The following is an 18,799-nucleotide window of genomic DNA, read 5'->3' on the forward strand; positions in this document are numbered from 1 at the left end:
GTAGACGCTGGGCGGGGCGATCCGCCCGGCGCATCAAGCGGCTTTACTGCGGAGGTGTTCCATTGAGAACGCCGGCGCAGGTCTGCGTGCGCGTCAGGGCAAAGAACTGCGGGTCCATTGCGCCGCACCGCCAGGAGATCTCGTGGCGCGTGTTCATCGTGCAGGAGCCCGGAAAGGTGAGCACGCTGCGTGAGGCCGTGATGGGCGACAGAGTGTCGTAGGCGACCGCGGTGCTGGTGAGATCATTCACCGTAGCCGATACGGCCCGTACGATCCACGACGGCGGCGGAGGATACGGCCCGAATCCCGGTCCCGGCGCTCCCATGCGGGCCTCGGCCTGCGGGGCATCCACCATCGCGATATTCGCGGTGAAGCGCGACGGCAAGCCGTAGATACCCGCGCAGACTTGTGCCGAATAGGAGAAGGGTTCCTGGGTGGCGCGCGTGGCGTTTCCCTGGCGCCTGGTGGAATTGGCGGCCTCCAGGCGCGCAATGCTCGCCTTCAGGAAATCTGCGGTATTCCGGGCGTTTTTCGCCACTTCCGGGTCCGTCGCGCGGAGCAGCTCCTGGCTGCGCTGCCAGTGGTCACGGAGAGTCGACAGATACAGGCGGCGCCCCTCATCGCCGGCATAGACACGCGTCAACTCACCATCGCGGCCCTTGCCCTCGACGAATCCGGGTGCCACCTGTTGCCAGTGCGCCACATCCGGCACGCTCAAACCCAGCGCTGCCGTGATCGCAGCAGTTGGCTCATTTTTCACGTCTTGCGCGATAGCGGCGGTAGCGCCCAGCAGCGCGACGGCCAGAACACTGGTGCGGTGACGCAGACCATGAATCGGCATGTTTCCCTCGGGAAGATATGTGATTGGCGCGCCGTGGAGCGGCCAGGCCCGGAAATTCCGGTGCGTCGCGGTTGCGACGCCAGAACCTGAAACTCGGATTTGTGCGCATTTGCGGCTCACGCAACAACGCCGGGATTGTTGCGTAGGGAACATCCATGCCGGAGCGACGAGGCGCTATTGCTGCTATGGCCGCGCGTGGTGCGCGCTACTTGCGCCGGTTGCTCCGTTTGGCGCTGTCCGTGAAGTCGTCGGGCTTGCTGCGTACCCAGCGGACGAAGGATTGGACATCGGGATGTTCCAGCAGTGCCTCGGCGCTGTTGTAGGTGCGGGCCAGCTCCGTTTCACTGAAGAGGGCGTGGATCTGCCGATGGCAGATCCGATGCAGCTCCTGAGTAACACGCCCGCCCTTCATGCGGGGCACCAGATGATGCTTGTCGACCTGTGACGGGGGAATCGGCCGGCCGCACAAGGGGCAGCATTTCGGTGGTGCCGAAATGCCGTAGCCAGTCAAATCATGTTGTCGGCGCTTGGATGCCAAGGGCGTTCTACCGGAATTGGCACGTCCGTGAGCGGACGCTTCTGTGGGGAATGCCAACGGAACGCCGTTGCAGGGGCTGAGGCCGCGACATGTGGCCGGATCTGCACCGTACAAGGGTGCCATGAATGTGACGCCAGATTGCAAGACGATGGCGCAAGGTATACAACCGGCGCTGCCGTGCGGCGATCCGGTGCAGCCGGCTGCCGGGCGGACCGCCGGCGCGACGGCCTCGCGCCGTACCTGGGCAAGCGAGGAGGGAAAGATCATGCCATCGAACAATTCGAAGAATGCCGGCAGCGCGGGACGGTCGCCCGGCAACGACGCGGGTACCAAGGGCACGGGCAGCGCCGGCCGCACACCCGGCGGCGACGCGGGTACGAAGGGAACTGGCAGCGCCGGCAAGTCGGCCGCGCCGACCAAGTCCGGCTCCAATCGCACAAAGAACGCACGTTAGCATCCACGTGCAATGCCTGCCCTGGCCTTGCCGGGGCAGGCGACTTCTGACAGCCGCATCACGAAATAACGAACGGTCGTATCGAACCCTGGCTGATCGGCCAGGGTGCCCACCCGGTGCTGCTTCTACTGTCTGACGCATCCGCCGGTTCCGCGGCGCGGCATCAGACCGACTCGCGCGTCGCAACACCGTGTCGTCGTGCCCCTGCGTCCGGCGGATCTGTTCCCGCCGTCGCCGAGGTGCGCCATGCTCGTCCGCTCGCTGTGTACTTTCTTGTTCCTGCCGGTCGCCGTCGGGGCGACGCAGATCGTGCCGTCTGCCTGGCAGGTTGAACAGGCACTGGAACCCAGGGCTGTCCGTTCGGCAGCGGCTACCCACGCCAGCCGGATCACCATCGATGCGCAGGCCCTGCGCCGGGCCGAGCAACTGCAATTGCACCTGCCGGGCGGTGCCGTCCACACGGTTCAGGTCAATGCGCGTACCGAGCGCGGTGGCGGGGATTTCACCCTTTCGGGCGCCCTCGCGGCAGGCCCGGAATACACCGTCACGCTGACGATGCATGCGGGTTTGCTTGCCGGGCTGGTGACCGCCCCGGAGGGCAACTACGAGGTGTCGCCCCTTGCTGATGGCGGCCAATCCGTCTTTGCGCTGGATCAGGCGGCATTTCCGGAATGCGCCGGCGGCGACGTGCCTGAACACGTTCCCGACGCGGCCGTTCCTGCCGCCGTGACGGCCGATCCTCCCAATCGGATCGAACTGCTGGTGATGTACTCGCCACAGGCGCTGGAGGGGGCCGGGGGCGTCACGCAGATCCGCACCCTGGCCCAGGCAGCGGTGGATGCGGCCAACACCGCCTTCCGCAACAGCGACATGGTCGCGCGCTTCGTCCTGCTTGATGTGCGTCCGGTCACCCGCGACGAAGACGAGGATGACCTGAACTGGATCGTGAACAATGCCGAGGTTGCGCGGATCCGCAACGAGGTAGGCGCAGACCTGGTCTCGCTGATCGTGGAGTCGTCGCTGGACGGGTGCGGCGTCGCGAAAGTGATGCGCAATCCGGGCCCAGGCTTTGCGAATCTTGCCTACCAGGTGACCAAGCGCAGCTGTGCGGTCGGAAACCTGAGTTTTGCCCACGAGCATGGCCACAACATGGGCATGGAGCACAACCCGGAAGATGGCACGGACCAGGACAACGCGTCCTACGACTGGTCCTACGGGCACTACGTCAGCGGTAGCTACCGCACCGTCATGTCCTATTCGGACCCGTGCAGCAGCTCCTGCCCGCGACGGCCGTATTTCTCCAATCCGGCGGTGACCTTCAATGGTGTGCCGACCGGCATCGCCGGTGCGCGTGACAACCATCGCACCGGAAACCTGACTGCGCCGATCGTTGCCAATTTCCGGCCGTCGGAACGGTTGTTCGCCAACGGCTTCAACTGAAAACCCCGTGGTGCCGGGCGCTGCTGCTCTCCCGGCAGCGCCCGCGGCGCGGCGGCGGGTCAGGCCGCCGCCGCGGCCGGTTTGGTCGTGGTGCGTGCGCCGCGCGAACGCAGCCAGGTAGCGTATTCGTCCAGGTCACCCTGGAAGGCTTCGACCTTGCCGTCGGCAACGCGCCAGAAGGTGTCGCAGACCAGGCCCGTGAGATGGCGGTCGTGGGAAACCAGCACGATGGCGCCGGGGAAGTCGCTCAAGGCTTCGGCCAGCGCCTCGCGCATTTCCAGGTCCAGGTGGTTGGTCGGTTCGTCCAGGAGCAACACGTTCGGGCGGCGCCAGGCAATCAGCGCCAGCGCCAGCCGGGCGCGTTCGCCGCCGGAGAAATTGTCGATCACCTCGAACGCGCGGTTGCCGGGGAAATTCCAGCGCGCAAGGAAATCGCGAAACACCTGCGTGGCCGTGCCCGGCGCGATTTCCTTGAGGTGGTCGATCGGGCTCAAGCCGTCATGGAGCGATTCCACCGTGTGCTGCGCGAAATAGCCCAGCTGCATTTCCCGGTGCGCCACGCGTTCGCCGGCGCGCAGTGGCAATTCGCCGACCAGGGTCTTGACCAGGGTGGACTTGCCCGCACCGTTGGGCCCCAGCAGGCCGATGCGGTCGCCGGCCTCCAGCCCGAATCCGACGTCCTGGAGGATGGTGGCGGTTTCATAGCCGGCGTCCGTGTCGTTGAGGCGGATCAGCGAATGCGGCAGCTTCACCGGTTCATCGAACTGGATGCGGATCTGGCGTTCCGCGCGCACGGCTTCGGTGCCAGTCAGCTTTGCCAGCCGCTTGACGCGTGACTGCGCCTGGCGCGCCTTGCTCGCCTTGGCCTTGAAGCGGTCGATGAACGCCTGCAGGTGGGCGCGCTCGGCCTGTTCCTTTTCGAAGGCGATCTGCTGCTGGCGCAGGTGTTCGGCGCGCTGGCGCTCGAAACTGGTGTAATCGCCCGTGTAGAGCTTTGCCCGGCCGTCATGGATGTGCAGCGTGTGCGTGCTGACACCGTCGAGGAACTCGCGGTCATGCGAGATCATGAGCAGCATGCCGGGATATTTCAGCAGCCACTGCTCCAGCCACAGCACCGCGTCGAGGTCCAGGTGGTTGGTCGGCTCGTCCAGCAGCAGCACGTCGCTGGGCATCATCAGTGCGCGGGCCAGGTTCAGCCGCACGCGCCAGCCACCGGAAAAGGCGGACACCGGCATCTCGTGCGTATCCGGCGAAAATCCCAGGCCATGCAGCAGGCGTCCGGCCCGGGCGGTGGCGTCATAGCCATTGATCGCCGCCAGTTCCTGGTGGGCGGCGGCGACGCCGTCCCAATCCTCGCGGGCCATCGCCTCGGCCTCGGCGCGCAGGATCCGATGCACTTCCACGTCGCCGGAAAGTACGAAATCGATCGCCGGGTCAGGCAGGGACGGCGTCTCCTGTGCCACGCTGGCGATGCGCAGGCGGGCGGGCAGGTCCAGGTCACCGCGGTCGGGCTCGACTTCGCGCTGAATCGCGGCAAACAGGCTGGATTTTCCACAGCCGTTGCGGCCGACAACGCCGACGCGCGCACCCGCATGCAGGGCGATATCCACGTCGGACAGGAGCAGGCGTTCGCCACGCCGCAGGGCGAAATTCCGGAAGGCAATCATGGGGACGTGCAGAAAAACGGGCGCGTAGTGTAGCGGAACTGGCGCCGTGTCCCGCCGTCAGGCACCTGCTGAGCCGGTTATTGACCGGAATTCACGATCGACAGGGGATGCCCGGCCGGCGTCAGGGAGGTTCGGATGCCCGGGGCGGTACCGCCACCGTGGCGGATTCTTCAAACCATTCGTGGCGCCAGGTGCTGGGACCGCGCGCCTGCGCGGTGATCCGGATGGCGCGGCGGTGGCGATCGGCCCAGCTCATTGAATAGGAGAACTCGACGCGCTCGCCGGCAATATCCAGCACCTGTTCGAGCGGGGCTGAACCGACGAGGGGAATGAGGTCCTGCGGATCGTATTGGCGCAGGACTTCCAGCTCGTGGACAAGACAGGCATACGCGTTGGCGATATTCATGCGGCAGGTATCCGAATGGTTCAGGCCGTTTCGATCTCACCGTCATCCGGTCCACGCCACCAGGGGGTGGCTGCGGTGGGTTCGGGCAATTCGCAGTCGCGGTTGGCCAGTCCGTCGAAATGACGGTCCGGGCTGCCATGGATCCATTGCTTGAGGAGGTCTTCGACGGAGGCGAGGTCAACGGCGGCAATGCCGAGGTTGCGTTCGGGCTGCCAGGGCGATGCACCGGAGGATTCGTGCGTGTGCGGAGTGCCGTAACTGCAACGCATGCAGTAGTGGCGAATGCTGGTGGTCCAGTCTTCCACCATGCCGATGCCGGGCGCGATCGCATGCAGCAGCGCGTCGACATCCCTGAGCGTCGCGGCGCGGACGAACACGACAAACGTGCGGTATTCCGATACGTGCAGTCGCGACAGCGCATTAAAGACGGGGACCCGGCTATCGCCCCACTGCCGTTCGCCCGTGCGGGCGCCGTCGTGCAGCACGATATCGCCGAAACGGTGGCCGCTTTCCGGTAGCGGCACGTTGAGCAGCCGCGCGCGCACCACGTCGATGCGTTCGGCGAAAACGGTTTCGGCGCAACTGTCCGGGTTCAGCCGGATGGACACGTTGCCGTAGTGGTGGTTGATGGGTTCGTCGCAATCAGCGACGTCGATGCCGGCGTTGCGCCAGTGACGGCGTGCTTCGCGCCAGTGGCGCAACGCCGTTGCCGCAATGCCTGCATTCCAGGTCGCGGCGTCGTTGGGCTCGCTGCCCAGGGACAGTGCGCGCTGGTTGTGGTGCAGCGAGCGCGCCCAATTGCGCAGGTACTTCTGCGTCAGCCCCTGCATGTAGTGGAAATCTGCCGACTCCGGTTCGATCCCGAGCAGTGCATCGAAGGCGCGGGCGGCGCGCTGCAGGTCGCCCTTGTCGAAGGCGCTGTAGGCGTCGGCTTCGAGTGCTTCGGGGTCGTCGGGAAGGGGGGAGACAGGCGCATGCGCATACCGGACAAATGACGAGGCTTTGATTGTGGGACAAGGTGCTCTGCGGTGCACGTGCCGTTCGACGGACATTTGTGCCAAAAGCGACAGTAGCGTGACCGACGACGACAACATGCCGACGGACGTTGGTGATTGGACCATTTAGCGGTCGTTTGCGTTCCCCCTTTCTGCGGGCCGGTTGTTACGCTATGAGTGCGTACGCTTCGCGGAACGGTTGCCATTCCGGACCGCGAAAACCCCCGGCTGTGCCCACGGATGCCGTGTCCCAGGCATCCGTGGGCCAGCGGACAGGCGAGCCACGCCGCCCGGGTATTCCAGACGGCGCCAGGCACTGAACGCAGATCGTGGCACTTTTCGTCGCCGGGAAATCCGGTGGGCAATTCCGGCAACATCGCCCTCCGCCGACGTGCTACCTCGTCAATAGCGACACCGCGCAATGATCAGGGCGAGTGCCGCGTCGGTATCCATCCGGACGCTGTCGCCGCGTCCGCATCGCGAATCCGATAGCGAGCCGGTCGTTCGTACAGCGTCATCCAGTAGCAGCCGTGGTCGCGGGTAATGCCAAAGCGTCTTTCGCTGCTGGCGAGCGTGCCCTGCGCCTGGTTCGTGGTCAGTACGACCAGGCCGGGTGCTGACACGGATTCGTACAGGAGCCCGCCATCGATGTCTTCGCGAATGAAGGATTCGCCCGCGTCGATGGCCACGTCCTTGAAGGCTGGCTTGAGCAAGCCCAGGAGCTGCCGCAGTTCGCTGCGTGCGGTCCGTGCGGAGTAACCCCGCCATAACACCAGGCCGGATAGACGGATGCCGTTGCGCGTTCTGAGTGCGTCACGCACTTGCTGTTGCAGCTCCTGGGGGGTGCGTGCACACGTCTCGCGGTGCGCGCGGCGCGAAGCGGGTCGCGATGCCTGCGAGGTGTCCTTGCCCGATGCACAGTACTGGGCAAATACCGGTTCACCGGCGCTGCCGACGCAACGCTGGGGCGTGCGTGCATCAGTAGCGCCCGGGATCAGCAACAGGCTGGCGCAGAACGGAAGGATTCGTGGATGCATGACGGGCCTCCTGCAGCATGGCAGCGGACCGTGCCGACCGGATGCAGGCGATCGGAATGGCCCAGGACGGCTGCCGATACTGCGGTCACGCACGCGACCTCCGCGACGCAGGAGCCCGCGCAAAGGCAATGCCACGGGTTCGCCGCGTCCTGCGCTGTTGTTTCGCGCGGCGGGAATACCGAGGGGTTGCAGGCTGCCCGAACGGCCTCACGCCGAGCGGCAATACGCAGGATCTGTGCAGCTGGGGGAGGCACCCCAGGTTTCGGAAGGGTTGAAAGGTGTGGAAGCCCGGCGAATCCGACGCTGGCGCCGTATCGCCGGGCCTTCAGTCGCTAGTTGCTGCTGGTGCTGCTTCCGCTGGTGTGCGGGGGCGCGTATCCGGCGGACCAGACGTTGCCACTGCCCGCGTCGCAGGACACATTGGGCTGGCCGACCTGGAAGGGGCCGGTGTAGATCGGGCACCGACAAGTGGCAAATCCGGAACGCTTACCCTTCTTGTCGTTCTCGAAGGTGCACGATGCGGTCATGCAACCGGCGTAGGGCGCCGGCGTGCTGGTGCAGCTGGTCTGGCCGGAGGCGTAGCGTTTGGCACGTGCCAGGCTGAACGTGGATACCACCTGCGCGTCCGGTGCCATCGGCGCGATACCGTCGCTGCCGGCAATCAGGTAGCTGCACGCCGGTGCAACCGGCAACGATCCGAGCGAGGCGCCGGTGCTGGTGGTGACGTCGCCGGGCAGGGCGTCTGTCAGCAGGTTGCGACAACCTGCACCGTCCTGGCCACAGATACGAATGGTTTCGATGTAAGCCTCAGTGTTGCGGATGGCGTGGATATCGATGTACGAGATGCCGTTTTCCGCGTAGCACCGGCATTCGGCAATTTCCGGATCATCCTTGGATACCTTGCACGGCAGGCTGGGCAGCTTGCCACCCTGCGCTGCCTTCGGCGGTGTGTCCGGACCGGAATAGAAGCACAGGGCGTAGGGGCCGGCCGGACACGACAGGAAATTGGTTGGCGACAGCACGACGTCGGCGGCGGCCGGGCCGTATTCGGTGGTCCAGAACGTGTTTGGTACATAGGGCGCCGGGCAGTTCTGGGTACAGGTACCGTCCGCTTCGCCGGCGATAGCGGGCAGTGCAAGTCCTGCCCACAGCAGGCAGGCGTGGACAAGACGGATTGCGTGGACGCTCATTGGGGGGCTCCCGGAAGGAGGGCGTTCGGTTCGAACCGGTTCCGCGTCCCTGCGCCTGCGTGGGAAGTGCTGACGGCACGCACACGGCGTGCCGTCGTGGTCATCAGTGCACCGCCGTGGTGGTCAGGAGAAACTCGCCGGTGTCCACTGGGGAACGTTGCCGGCCTGCCATACCTTCACCGCATCGGTGAGGAGGTTGGTCATCGACCAGATGTTGCCCTGTCCGGTCGTCCACAAGGTATTCATCGATGCGATGAGGTTGGCGAAATCGGTCTGCAGCGTCACGTTCTGCTGAGATGCGGGTGCCGAGGTGCCGGTGTAGACGTTGGCCGTGGTCAGTCCCAGTGCCTGCACCGCGAGGAACCGTCCGAAGTGGCTGTACTCGGCCTGGCCCGGTGGATCGGAGCTCATGCCGACCAGGCGGTCGGCCACATCCGGAATCATGAATTCCTGCGGCGTGAACGGCGGGTTTGGCGGTGGCGACTGGGCCTTGCCTTCGCCCTGTTCGCAGATGACATCGATCGCCGTCACCAGGTCCTGGTAGTTGGTGATGACCTGGGGGAAGGCCTGTGTATTGAAGTAGCTCTGCTGGTTGGCCGTGGTCCACGGCGCGCTGCTGCGGGCCAGCCGCGCCAGTCCCTTCAGGGCATCGTACATCTGGCCGATGGAGTGATACGGGGGCACCAGGGCGCCGGTCTCGAATTCGGTCGGCACTTCGATATCGAGCATCGTGGGCAGCAGGTCGACCAGGTTGCCGATGCGCGCATTGAGGATGCCCGAGTCGCCGGTCGCGGGATCGGTTGGGTCGAGTATCGGCGTTCCATCGGGGAAGCTGGGCACCTGTCCGTAGACCGGCGCGGTGAAGTTGGGCGTGGTTCCCAGTGCCAGGCAGATGTTGGCGGCCAGCTGCAGGTGGAGCATTTCCTCGGTGCACACGCTCAGCACAGCGGCGTAGGCCGATTGGGCCGCGCTGCCCGTGGACGTGTTGATGGACGCCAGGGCGCTGAGGTAAAGGGGAATAGTATACAGTTCAACGGCGACGGCGACCTGCGCATGCTGCTGCGCCGCAGCAAGGCTGGTGGAAACCGCGGTCGGCGTGCTACGGGCGCGAACATCGAACGAATCGCGAAGCTGCGGATTGGCGGGCATGTTCATTGGCTAACTCCAGGCAGGTACAACGAATGGACCAGGGAGCGGCTTGAGAGGCGGCGGAATCACCGGAGCGGACGGCGGAGGGCGCTGCCGCGGGCAAGAATACCGCATTACCGTTTCACGCAAGAATGCGCACTGCAGTACGAATCCACAAACAGCCTTTCAACAATTCGTGTGTTGGTATACTCTGATCTCCACTGTCTGTCGTGGGTTCTGGGGTCAGGAGTGCGCCCTCGGGGCAGTGCGCCGGAAGGCGCGCCAACGTCATTGCGGCCGTTGAACCGGCGGCGATGGCGGGTGCGTGAGGTCGCACTGTCGCGGGAGCAGCGATCCTCCCATCCCAGTGCCGGCCGCAGTCGTCGGACCGGGGGATCGATGAAGCGCCTTCGCGTGGCCGTTCTGTCTGTCCTTGCCCTGGCGGCAGCCTGCAGCCAGCCCGACCAGCGGTCCAGCCCGCCACCGGCCGCTTCCCGTGAGTTATCCACCCGGTCTTGCCGCATTGATGATGCGGACGGGGCCCGATGGTGGTCGGACGTGCCGTCGAACGCCGACAACTGCCTGATGCAGCGCTTCGTTTTCAATAATTTCCTGTATCTGGCCCGGGACGATGCCACCGGGCATCCGCGACTGATGACCTTGGCGCCCTGGTACGAGGCGATACCCCGTGACGGATCGGCACCCGCGTGGAAGGCGGGCTACAAGCCGCTCTCGCCAACGGCGCTGCGCAAGACCGCGCACGAGGGCGAGGCGGGTGACGGTTTCGCGCTTCTGGCGGCGGATGGGCGCCGGGTCGCTTTTGACATACGCGTGAACCGTACCTTCCTCGACTACATCGCTGCATCGGGCACCTACAAGGCCAGCGTGCTCCAGGCCATGGCCAGTGCGTTTCAGGCCAATCCTGCCAGCGGTGGCGTGTGGCTGCCCGGTGGATCGGCAACGCAGGAGGGCGCGGTCACGGTGAAGACGTCCTGGCGTCGCTTCGCCACTGAATGTCCGGTGGAACGAATGCATTGTGAAAAAGACTCCAAAGGACACTGGTGGGGCCTGATCGGCGTCCATCTGGTTCAGAAGACGCCGATCCTGGGAGAGATGACCTGGGCGACCTTCGAGCACGTGGCCAACGCGCCGGACTGTGCGCCGGGCGGTACGCGTGCCATCGCGCCGGCACCGCACGATCCGGCGAACCCGGACCGTCTGCTGGAAGGTGGCTGGAACCTCTTCGACTGGGAACGCTACCGCGCCGCAGGCGGCGACGGCCGGCGCTGTCCGGTGCCCGACGGCGCTTACATCTACACCGTGGCTGCCGATGGCCAGACATTGCAGGACCAAGGCTGCGGCGCACCGACAGCGCCACCGCTGTGCAATACCGATCCGCGCCAGCCGCTGGTCGACGGCGTCGCCCACGACGGCTTCTACCGCATCAACGTCTGTCGGACACAACCACAGCCGCCGTGCACGGGCAGCGGCAGTGCCGCTGACGTCGTGGCCTGTCTCAACGCGGATTTCGCGCAGCACTTTCCGCCGGGGCTTGCGGCGAAGTGGCGCCACTATTTCCTGGTTGGCTCGGAATACGTGCTGCCGCATCCGCCGGGCACAGGCTGCTTCCGCTACGACGACGGACCAGTGCTGACAACGACGCCGCCGCGTTCGCGATTCCCGAGCAGCTGCAACGGTCTTTCCACGTCGCCCCTGGTCACGCGTGAAGGCAACACAGCCGTGGCGAATACCTCGATGGAAACGTGGATGCAGCCCGGCACCTGCCTGGTCAGCTCGCCCGGTAGCACGCCACTGATGGGCCGGGATTGCCTGGCCTGTCATACACCGGCCACCAATCCACCCGGCTGGCCATTCGGCATGGGTGACATGAGTTTCCTCTTTGACCGGGTGCGCCTGCCGGCGCCGCAGGAAGGTAGCCCATGAACAGCAACGATATCCCTGGTGCCCAGCAGGCCTGGCATTCCACCACGTCATCGCGGCGTCACTGTCTTGTGACGATCACCGACGACGGCTTTGTGGCGGGCACGCAGATGCTGCTGTTCACCTTTCTGCGCTACAACCCCTGGTTTCGCGGCACGGTCGTCGTGATCGTCGGTGGTGAACTGGGCGCCGCGGCGCGGGCACGGCTGCAGGCGCTGACGCCGATCTGCTTCGTCGAGCCGGGTGCAGACCTGGTCCATCGGGTCGCGCAGCTCACCCGTGCGCTGCCAGGCTTGCGTGTTGCCGGCCCGCGTTTTGCGTCGCTGGAAGCCTTTGGCATGGACGCATTCGACCGGGTCGTCTATATCGACAGCGACGCCTTCGTCACGGGCGATCTGTCACGCCTGTTCATGACGGATGAGCCGCTGCTGTGTTGCGGCGACGGCAGTCACTACGATGCACTGCTCGGTGATCCGGAGGCGGCGTTGCAGGCGAACCGGCGCCGCTACGGCAAAGCCTTGTCGACGTGCTTCAACGCCGGAATGATTTCCATCGGCCGGGCTTGTCTCGCACGCGCGCTGCGCGACGAACTTGTCGGCCTGATTGACCCGCAAACCTGGCGCGACGTGGAAACCCTGGGCTGGACCGACCAGCTCATACTCAATCGCCGTTTCGCCGGTTTCGCGACCTTGCTGGACGCGCGCTACAACTACATGCCGATCCTGGAGGCACGGATCCGCAAGGCCGATGGATTGAGCTTCTGCGATGCCCGCGTGATCCACATGGCCGGGCGCGACAAACCCTGGGAAACGCCATCCACCGAGCGGCCGCCGAGTGTCGCGAAGTTCCACGAGCTGTGGCAGCAGTTGTCCGAGCTGATGCCGGGCCAGGACGCACGGGCGTCGGAAGAGCGCCTGGCGCTGGAGTCGGCGCAGATGCACTCCCTGATGCAGCCCCGCACCGAAATCGAGGCCTCGTCATGAAAATTCCGACCGCTGCCTGCGCACGCCTGCCCGTCGATGTCGGTGCGTTCCAGACCACGGTGTTTGACGCCTATGACGGCAAGGAGCACGTCGCGCTGACGATGGGCGAACTGGCGGATGGCCCGCCGGCGCTGGTGCGAATTCACTCGGAATGCTTCACCGGCGACGTGCTGGGTTCCCACCGCTGCGACTGCGGCGAGCAACTGGCCGAATCGATGCGGCGGATTGCGCGCGAAGGTCGCGGTGCGGTGTTGTACCTGCGCCAGGAAGGGCGGGGGATCGGCCTGGCCGAGAAGCTGCGCGCCTATCAGCTGCAGGACCTGGGTTTCGACACGGTGGATGCGAACATCGAGCTGGGACATGCGGCCGACGCACGCGACTACGGTGTGGCGGCCAGCATCCTGCGGGACCTGGGCGTCCATGCGTTGCAGCTGATGACGAACAATCCGGCCAAGGTGGCGGCGCTGACACGCCTGGGCATCGAAGTGGTTGCGCGGGTGCCGTTGGTGATTCCGCCCCGCCCGGAGAATCGCGAATACCTCAATGCCAAGGCGCGCCGTATGGGGCATCTGCTGGACTCACCCGATGTCGCAGAGACCAAGGCGCAGATCGTCGTGCCGGCGGCCAAGGTGCCTTCGGACCGCTCCGAGCCCCTGTTTGATCTCCTGAGTCGGGTTTCCGCACGACGCGACCGTCCCTTCGTCACGCTCAGCTACGCCCAGAGCCTGGATGGGAGCTCAGCCGCACTGGGCAATCGGCCGCTCGCGATCAGCGGCGGCGCATCGCGCTGTTTCACGCACCGGTTGCGCGCGGCGCACGACGCCATCCTGGTGGGCATTGGAACCATCCTCGCCGACGATCCACGCCTGACGGTGAGGGAGGCGCATGGGGTGGACCCGCAGCCGGTCATCGTCGACAGCCGCCTGCGCTTCCCGCTCGACGCACGCCTGCTGACCCATCCCACGCGCAAGGTGTGGATCGCGACGACGCCGCTGGCCAACCCCTCGCGCATGCGCCGGCTGGAATCGCTGGGTGCGGAGTTGCTGGTCGTACCAGTCGACACGATGGAGCGGGTCGACCTGTCGGCGTTGCTGGCGCTGCTGCGTGCCCGTGGTGTCCGCAATCTGATGATCGAAGGCGGCGGGCGTGTGCTGACCCAGGTCGTGGACCAGCGCCTGTTTGACCTGCTCGTATTGACGGTCGCACCGATGATGGTGGGTGGCACCCCGGCGTTTGCGCCGCACCAGAGTCTGCGTAACCGCGAACACACGCGCATTGACCGACCGAACTACCTGCAGGTTGGCGATGACCTGGTGATATGGGGAGCACCGCAGGTGCCCGGCGCTACCGGTGAAGGAGCACGTGACGCATGAGATCCGACGAAGCCTTTGTCTATGGCGTGCTGGATGTCCGCGACCGCCTGTCCGATACGGAACTGGCGGAACGCTGCCGGGAACTGACGTTCGCCTGGTCGCGCTGGTCGTATTCGGGGCCGATCATCGAGCACGATGATCCGCAGACGCTGTTGCGACTGGCGGCGCAGCGGAATGCCCGCTATTGCCTGGTACAGGCGGGCGGACACCTGGTCGTCGAAACGCTGCGTCCGAAGGGCGCGGAGGCGCCCGAACTGGTGGACCTGCTGGTGAGGGCACTGGGCAGCCAGCACTGGCTGGTGGGGCACTCGGTGGCGCCTGGCGCCATCCGCGAGAGTTGCTGGCTGGTGGACCTGGACCGCTGGCAGTTGGCCGGACAGCCGACCTTGCGCCGGGACGCGGGCAGGCCCTGGCTGTGGTGCGACGACCTGTGGGGCATGGCGCCGTTTCCGATGGCTGCGCGCGCACTGGGCCGGGAACTGCAGCCGGAACGTGCCGCGCACGCGGACGCACTCCGCAGCACGCCCGAGCGCGCGGACCGGGATTCCCTGACACCGGAGCTGGCGAGTTTCGTCGACGGCCTTTCGCGCACGCTGGACCGCAGCCAGCGCGGTGTGTTCGTGTGGAACCTCGAAGGTTACGACGACGTCTCGCTGCTCGAACCCGAGCCGCTGGCAGCGCTCTACTGTGTGGCTGCCGGATTCAAGCCGAATGCGATCCTGCGTCGCTGCGGATTCCGCCCGGATGCCCAGGTGGTCTTCCTCGACTACAGCCGCGACGCGCTGCGATTCCGGCGCCAGTTGGTCGAAGCGTGGAATGGACGTGATCTGCCCGCCTTCCTCTGGCCTCGCCTGGAACCGTCATCCACTCACTATTGGCTGAGGTCCACCGCCCACGACGGCATGCCCGATCGCGCGGAACTGGAGCAACTGTGGCAGCGCGAGCTGGACGACTGGGGCGGAGCCGACACCTTTGCCGCGCATTGGCAGGCGACGCGACGGCTCGTGCATCACTATGTCCACGTCGACCTGCTACGCCATCCGGAGCGCGCGATCACGATGACGCCGCAGGGGCCGTCCGTGGTGTGGTGGAGCAACGCATTCTCATCGGTGCATGCGCTGTGGCATCTGCGGTACGCGGCGCGGGCCGATGCCTTCACCCGTTGGATCGACGTACTGGCCGAGGCCTGCCCGGAGGCCCAGCTACTGGGCGCCGACGCCGACAACGTGCCCGTCGCGGACACGCGTGCCGCCGAATATGCCGCCATGCGTGCCGTCTGGCAGGGCGGGATGCACGAACCGCTGCGCTGCTGCACGACATCGTTGCGATTCTGATCGCCGCTGGTCCACATTACGGAGGATTCATCCATGCAGGAGATGAAGTTCAGTCGTCATCGCGGGCCGGTGACCTCGGCGGCCTGGATACCCGGCACGCGGCAGGTGATCACTTCTGCCTACGATGGTGCGGTGGCGCGCTTCGACGTCGATACGGGCAGTGTGGACCTGCTCGGCTACCACGAACACCTGGCCAACCGCGTCGTCGTCGACGACAGCGGACGGCGTGCGGCATCGGTGTCATCGGATTACAGCATCATCCTGTGGGACCTGCTGGCGGGAAGCCGTGAGCGCGTATTGCTGGGCCACAGCGACGACGTCGAGGACTTCTGCTTTCTCGACGGCAACAAGGGCGCCTCCGTGTCACGCGATCGCCGCATCCTCGTGTGGGATCTGGCGAGCGGCGCTGTCATCCGCGTGATCGAAGGTCACGAGCGTGATGTGCTCAGCGTCTGCGCGCACGATGGACGTCTCTACAGTTCCGGCGATGACAGCACCCTGCGCGTCTGGGATCTGGATGGCGGCAGGCCGCTGCACGTATTCGGTCCCTTCGAGACGGAAACCGATACCTGTGCGATCGATCCGCAGCGCCGGCGCGTCGTGCTCGGGTGTGACGACGGTTGCCTGCGCATCTTCGACATCGAGCGTGGCGAGTTGATCACGGTCATCCATGCGCATCGCTCCGGGATCAAGAAAGTGGCCTGCTCGCCGCGGGACGGCAGCATTCTGAGTGCGGCCTACGACCAGCAGATTCGCGTGTGGGACGGCAATGATTTCGCACCGCGCCTGAGCCTGGAGAACCGCGCCAGCAAATGGGAGCGCTCGTTCAACTGGTCGCAGGACGGCACGCATATCGTCGCGGGTACCTTCGACGGCACGGTATTGGTCTGGCAGTCGGATACGGGGCAGTGCCTGCGCGAGCTCGGCGCACATCCCGGCGGCAACGCCTGCCTCAACGACGTGGCCGGCGATGGCCACGGCGCAATCGCCGTGGTCGGCGATGACGGGCTGGTCCGTGTCGGTACCCTGACGCCGGGCGAGGCGTGCTGGCGCGACGAATGCCAGCCGGCACCCGAGCGCATGCTGATGAACGCGGTGACCTGGGACGCGGGATCCGGCTTGATCGTCTGCGGCGCGCACGACCAGCAGGTGCACGTCTGCACAATGGCCGACGAGGGCCTGCACCGGAAGGTATCGGCGCATCTGGATGAAGGCCCGGTCAACTGCCTGCGCGTCGCCAATCATGGCGACTGGCAGGGGCAGATCTTCGTCGCCTGCTATTCCGGTGCCATCGTCCGAATGGCGCAGGATGGAACGGTACTCGGCCGTTTCCGCGTGCACGAAAACGCTGTCAAGGCCTTGCGGCTTCATCCCGAACGGGCGATCGGGGTGAGCTGCAGCGCCGACGGCATGCTGTGCGCCTGGCAATTTGGCGGGCAGCTGTTGCGACGCTATCCGGGGCATACGGCAATCATCGACGATGTGGACCTGGATCCCACCGGGCAGTGGCTGGCCAGCACCGGGCGAGACTTTCACGTCAAGGTATACCGGCTCGATGACGGCGTGCTCGCGCATTCGTTCGACCTGGGGCGTCGCTCGCCCAAGGCCCTGTGTTTTCTCGACACGCACACGGTGGTCGTCTCGAACTACTGGGGCGAGCTGCTGCGCGTGGACCTCTCGCGGTCGCGGATCCTGCGCAGGACCGTCGCGCGCAATGGCATCAGCGCGGTGACGCGTGCGGATGCGGCCGGTACGCATCTGCTGGCCTCGTCGTACGACGGTGCGGCCTATCTGGTACGCGCCGACGACCTGTCCGTGGTCAACGAGCTGCGTGCCATGCAGCAACGGCCGAATGTCCGGCACTGAAGCGCCGGTGCGGTTTGTCGTGGTGTCGGCCCGGCGGTCCGGCAGCAACATGCTGTGCACGTTGCTGGACGCACATCCGGATGTGTTGTGTCATCACGAGCTGTTCAATCCGCGTGGCGTGTTCGCCGCACTGTCCTGCCGCACCGCGCCATGGTGCATGGATGAGCTGCGACAGCGTGACGCCGACCCGTCGGGATTTCTTGCGCAGGTGTGGCGTCGTTCCGCAGGGTACCGTGCCGTCGGCTTCAAGATGACGCCGGGCCAGTCGCCATCGGTGCTCGCGGCGATGCTGGATGACCCGGGCATCCGCAAGATCGTGCTGCGCCGGCGGAACCTGGTCAGAACCTTTGTATCGGAGCGCATCGCCGAGGCAATCGACCAGTGGGAACTCTACGACGCGGCCGAGCGCATGCCGGATCGCCCCCGGGTGCGCGTCGATGTCGGTGCCTTGCTGCACCATGTGGCGGACGTGCAGGGCTTCTACCGTGCGGTGACCGGGCAGATGCGCGCGACCGGCCAGCGCTGGCTGGAAGTCGCGTACGAAACACTCGCTGTACATGATGCGCAGTCGCGGCTGTTCGACTGGCTCGATGTGCCGGCGTTGCCGGAGGCGGTGACGGCGCGCAGTGTGCGACAGAATCCGGAGCCGCTGGAGCAGCTGATCGCGAACTTTCGCGAAGTTCAGGCTCTGCTGAAAAATCATCCCCTTTCCCGTGCCCTGCGGGACGCCGACTAGGACGACGATGCGTATCCTCTTTTATCCACAATTCCCGGCGATCGACGGTTACACCCTGGTCGCGATCTGCCACGAGTTGGGCTACCAGGGCGTGGCATCGCCCGAAGATCCCTTCGACATCGCCGTGGCCTGGGCCGACGAGACGTGGCTGGCCAGCGATCCCGTGCTGGAAGCGGTCGCCCGCGAACGGCCCGTGTGGAACATCGACTGCCGCGACATCAGCAAGCGTCGCGTCGACGTCCTGATGCACGAGGTATTTGGCTATGGCGCGGAGATCGATCCGCGGCGTTTTCACGGCGTATGCGCGGTCAAGACCGACGAGAACGCCCGGGGGCGGGGAAGCGTGGTGCAGGCGCCAACCACGCAGGTGGACCCGGCGTTCGTCTACCAGCGTTACATCCAGTGCAGCGAACACGGACATACCGTGAACTACCGGGTGCCGGTGATCGCAGGCAGCATCCCCGTGTGCTACGTGCTGGGTCGGGAACCGCCGTTGCGCGTGCTCAAGACCGACGCCACCTCCTGCCGCCTGGAATCCCCGGACGTGCTGTTTTCCCGCGACGAGCAGCGCAAGATCCTCCAGTTGTGCGAGCACATGGGGTTGGACTTCGGCGAGCTGGACGTGCTGCGCGACGATGCCGACGGTCGCTTGTACGTGATCGATGTAAACAAGACGCCCGCGGGAATGGGTATCGCCTACCGGCACAAGTGGACCGTGACGCAGCGGCGCGACGCGCTGCACCTTCTGGCGCGGGCATTCGACGCGGCGGTGAAACAGGGATTGCCGCGACGACGCGGTCAGGCGACGGAAGCCGGGATCCAGTCGCTGCAAGCGTGAGAGGCTGGTCGACCCTCCCGGCCGTTGGCTAT

General features: G+C 65.8%; 16 protein-coding genes and 1 pseudogene. 9 read left to right on the plus strand and 8 right to left on the minus strand.

The window, feature by feature from the left end; all coding sequences use genetic code 11:
• Positions 1-43: 43 nt before the first annotated feature.
• Together N4264_RS10775 and N4264_RS10780 are read right to left on the minus strand one after the other, a co-directional pair.
• Entirely contained in the window at positions 44-841 is a 798-nt protein-coding gene (locus tag N4264_RS10775; RefSeq protein ID WP_261697035.1) for a hypothetical protein, read from the minus strand.
• Between the two features lie 205 nt (positions 842-1,046).
• Positions 1,047-1,253 carry a hypothetical protein gene (locus N4264_RS10780; RefSeq protein WP_261697036.1) on the minus strand — a complete coding sequence of 69 codons (207 nt, stop codon included), beginning with the start codon at positions 1,251-1,253 and terminating at the stop codon, positions 1,047-1,049.
• 391 nt (positions 1,254-1,644) lie between these two features.
• On the opposite strand from N4264_RS10780, the gene N4264_RS10785 reads away from it, so the two are divergent.
• Together N4264_RS10785 and N4264_RS10790 are read left to right on the plus strand one after the other, a co-directional pair.
• Positions 1,645-1,833 (plus strand): hypothetical protein, encoded by a 189-nt coding sequence (locus N4264_RS10785; RefSeq protein WP_261697037.1) that lies wholly within the window; start codon positions 1,645-1,647, stop codon positions 1,831-1,833.
• A gap of 246 nt (positions 1,834-2,079) precedes the next feature.
• Complete coding sequence (locus N4264_RS10790) at positions 2,080-3,273, plus strand: M12 family metallo-peptidase (protein WP_261697038.1); 1,194 nt, start codon at positions 2,080-2,082, stop codon at positions 3,271-3,273.
• Positions 3,274-3,341: 68 nt separating this feature from the next.
• On the opposite strand, the pseudogene N4264_RS10795 reads toward N4264_RS10790, so the two are convergent.
• The 6 genes and pseudogenes from N4264_RS10795 to N4264_RS10820 form a co-directional block, all read right to left on the minus strand.
• A pseudogene (locus N4264_RS10795) lies at positions 3,342-4,940 on the minus strand (ABC-F family ATP-binding cassette domain-containing protein); the annotation flags it as partial.
• 121 nt (positions 4,941-5,061) lie between these two features.
• Entirely contained in the window at positions 5,062-5,346 is a 285-nt protein-coding gene (locus N4264_RS10800; RefSeq protein WP_261697040.1) for a hypothetical protein, read from the minus strand.
• Positions 5,347-5,366: 20 nt separating this feature from the next.
• Positions 5,367-6,380: a tetratricopeptide repeat protein gene (locus tag N4264_RS10805; RefSeq protein WP_261697041.1), complete on the minus strand. Its 1,014-nt coding sequence runs from the start codon at positions 6,378-6,380 to the stop codon at positions 5,367-5,369.
• A gap of 386 nt (positions 6,381-6,766) precedes the next feature.
• On the minus strand, positions 6,767-7,378 hold the full coding sequence (locus N4264_RS10810) for a hypothetical protein (protein ID WP_261697042.1): 612 nt from the start codon (positions 7,376-7,378) through the stop codon (positions 6,767-6,769).
• Positions 7,379-7,710: 332 nt separating this feature from the next.
• Complete coding sequence (locus N4264_RS10815; protein ID WP_261697043.1) at positions 7,711-8,568, minus strand: hypothetical protein; 858 nt, start codon at positions 8,566-8,568, stop codon at positions 7,711-7,713.
• A 123-nt stretch (positions 8,569-8,691) separates the two neighbouring features.
• On the minus strand, positions 8,692-9,723 hold the full coding sequence (locus N4264_RS10820) for a ferritin-like domain-containing protein (protein ID WP_261697044.1): 1,032 nt from the start codon (positions 9,721-9,723) through the stop codon (positions 8,692-8,694).
• A 531-nt stretch (positions 9,724-10,254) separates the two neighbouring features.
• Between N4264_RS10820 and N4264_RS10825 the strand changes: the two genes are divergently transcribed.
• Genes N4264_RS10825 through N4264_RS10855 form a run of 7 tightly spaced genes read left to right on the plus strand, consistent with a single transcriptional unit; the run spans position 10,255 to position 18,767 of the window.
• On the plus strand, positions 10,255-11,640 hold the full coding sequence (locus N4264_RS10825) for a hypothetical protein (RefSeq protein ID WP_261697045.1): 1,386 nt from the start codon (positions 10,255-10,257) through the stop codon (positions 11,638-11,640).
• Positions 11,637-12,620, plus strand: coding sequence for a glycosyltransferase (locus N4264_RS10830; protein ID WP_261697046.1), 984 nt, complete (start codon positions 11,637-11,639; stop codon positions 12,618-12,620). The genes N4264_RS10825 and N4264_RS10830 overlap by 4 nt, the downstream gene beginning before the upstream one ends.
• Positions 12,617-13,993 carry a GTP cyclohydrolase II gene (gene ribA, locus N4264_RS10835; RefSeq protein ID WP_261697047.1) on the plus strand — a complete coding sequence of 459 codons (1,377 nt, stop codon included), beginning with the start codon at positions 12,617-12,619 and terminating at the stop codon, positions 13,991-13,993. Before N4264_RS10830 ends, ribA begins: the two co-directional genes overlap by 4 nt.
• A complete protein-coding gene (locus tag N4264_RS10840) occupies positions 13,990-15,327 on the plus strand; it encodes a hypothetical protein (RefSeq protein WP_261697048.1) in 1,338 nt (445 codons plus the stop codon). Before ribA ends, N4264_RS10840 begins: the two co-directional genes overlap by 4 nt.
• A 33-nt stretch (positions 15,328-15,360) precedes the next feature.
• Entirely contained in the window at positions 15,361-17,193 is a 1,833-nt protein-coding gene (locus N4264_RS10845; RefSeq protein WP_261697049.1) for a WD40 repeat domain-containing protein, read from the plus strand.
• Entirely contained in the window at positions 17,180-17,929 is a 750-nt protein-coding gene (locus N4264_RS10850; protein ID WP_261697050.1) for a sulfotransferase, read from the plus strand. Before N4264_RS10845 ends, N4264_RS10850 begins: the two co-directional genes overlap by 14 nt.
• A 7-nt stretch (positions 17,930-17,936) precedes the next feature.
• A complete protein-coding gene (locus N4264_RS10855) occupies positions 17,937-18,767 on the plus strand; it encodes an ATP-grasp domain-containing protein (protein ID WP_261697051.1) in 831 nt (276 codons plus the stop codon).
• The last annotated feature ends 32 nt before the right edge of the window (positions 18,768-18,799 follow it).

This window comes from Tahibacter amnicola (assembly GCF_025398735.1).
GTDB classification, from domain to species: Bacteria; Pseudomonadota; Gammaproteobacteria; order Xanthomonadales; family Rhodanobacteraceae; genus Tahibacter; species Tahibacter amnicola.

Excerpts from the sequence above, each read along its gene's own strand:
- N4264_RS10775 (WP_261697035.1), bottom strand. The coding sequence starts at position 841 with ATGCCGATTCATGGTCTGCGTCACCGCACCAGTGTTCTGGCCGTCGCG.
- N4264_RS10780 (WP_261697036.1), bottom strand. The coding sequence starts at position 1,253 with ATGAAGGGCGGGCGTGTTACTCAGGAGCTGCATCGGATCTGCCATCGG.
- N4264_RS10785 (WP_261697037.1), top strand. The coding sequence starts at position 1,645 with ATGCCATCGAACAATTCGAAGAATGCCGGCAGCGCGGGACGGTCGCCC.
- N4264_RS10790 (WP_261697038.1), top strand. The coding sequence starts at position 2,080 with ATGCTCGTCCGCTCGCTGTGTACTTTCTTGTTCCTGCCGGTCGCCGTC.
- N4264_RS10800 (WP_261697040.1), bottom strand. The coding sequence starts at position 5,346 with ATGAATATCGCCAACGCGTATGCCTGTCTTGTCCACGAGCTGGAAGTC.
- N4264_RS10810 (WP_261697042.1), bottom strand. The coding sequence starts at position 7,378 with ATGCATCCACGAATCCTTCCGTTCTGCGCCAGCCTGTTGCTGATCCCG.
- N4264_RS10815 (WP_261697043.1), bottom strand. The coding sequence starts at position 8,568 with ATGAGCGTCCACGCAATCCGTCTTGTCCACGCCTGCCTGCTGTGGGCA.
- N4264_RS10820 (WP_261697044.1), bottom strand. The coding sequence starts at position 9,723 with ATGAACATGCCCGCCAATCCGCAGCTTCGCGATTCGTTCGATGTTCGC.
- N4264_RS10830 (WP_261697046.1), top strand. The coding sequence starts at position 11,637 with ATGAACAGCAACGATATCCCTGGTGCCCAGCAGGCCTGGCATTCCACC.
- ribA (WP_261697047.1), top strand. The coding sequence starts at position 12,617 with ATGAAAATTCCGACCGCTGCCTGCGCACGCCTGCCCGTCGATGTCGGT.
- N4264_RS10840 (WP_261697048.1), top strand. The coding sequence starts at position 13,990 with ATGAGATCCGACGAAGCCTTTGTCTATGGCGTGCTGGATGTCCGCGAC.
- N4264_RS10845 (WP_261697049.1), top strand. The coding sequence starts at position 15,361 with ATGCAGGAGATGAAGTTCAGTCGTCATCGCGGGCCGGTGACCTCGGCG.
- N4264_RS10850 (WP_261697050.1), top strand. The coding sequence starts at position 17,180 with ATGTCCGGCACTGAAGCGCCGGTGCGGTTTGTCGTGGTGTCGGCCCGG.
- N4264_RS10855 (WP_261697051.1), top strand. The coding sequence starts at position 17,937 with ATGCGTATCCTCTTTTATCCACAATTCCCGGCGATCGACGGTTACACC.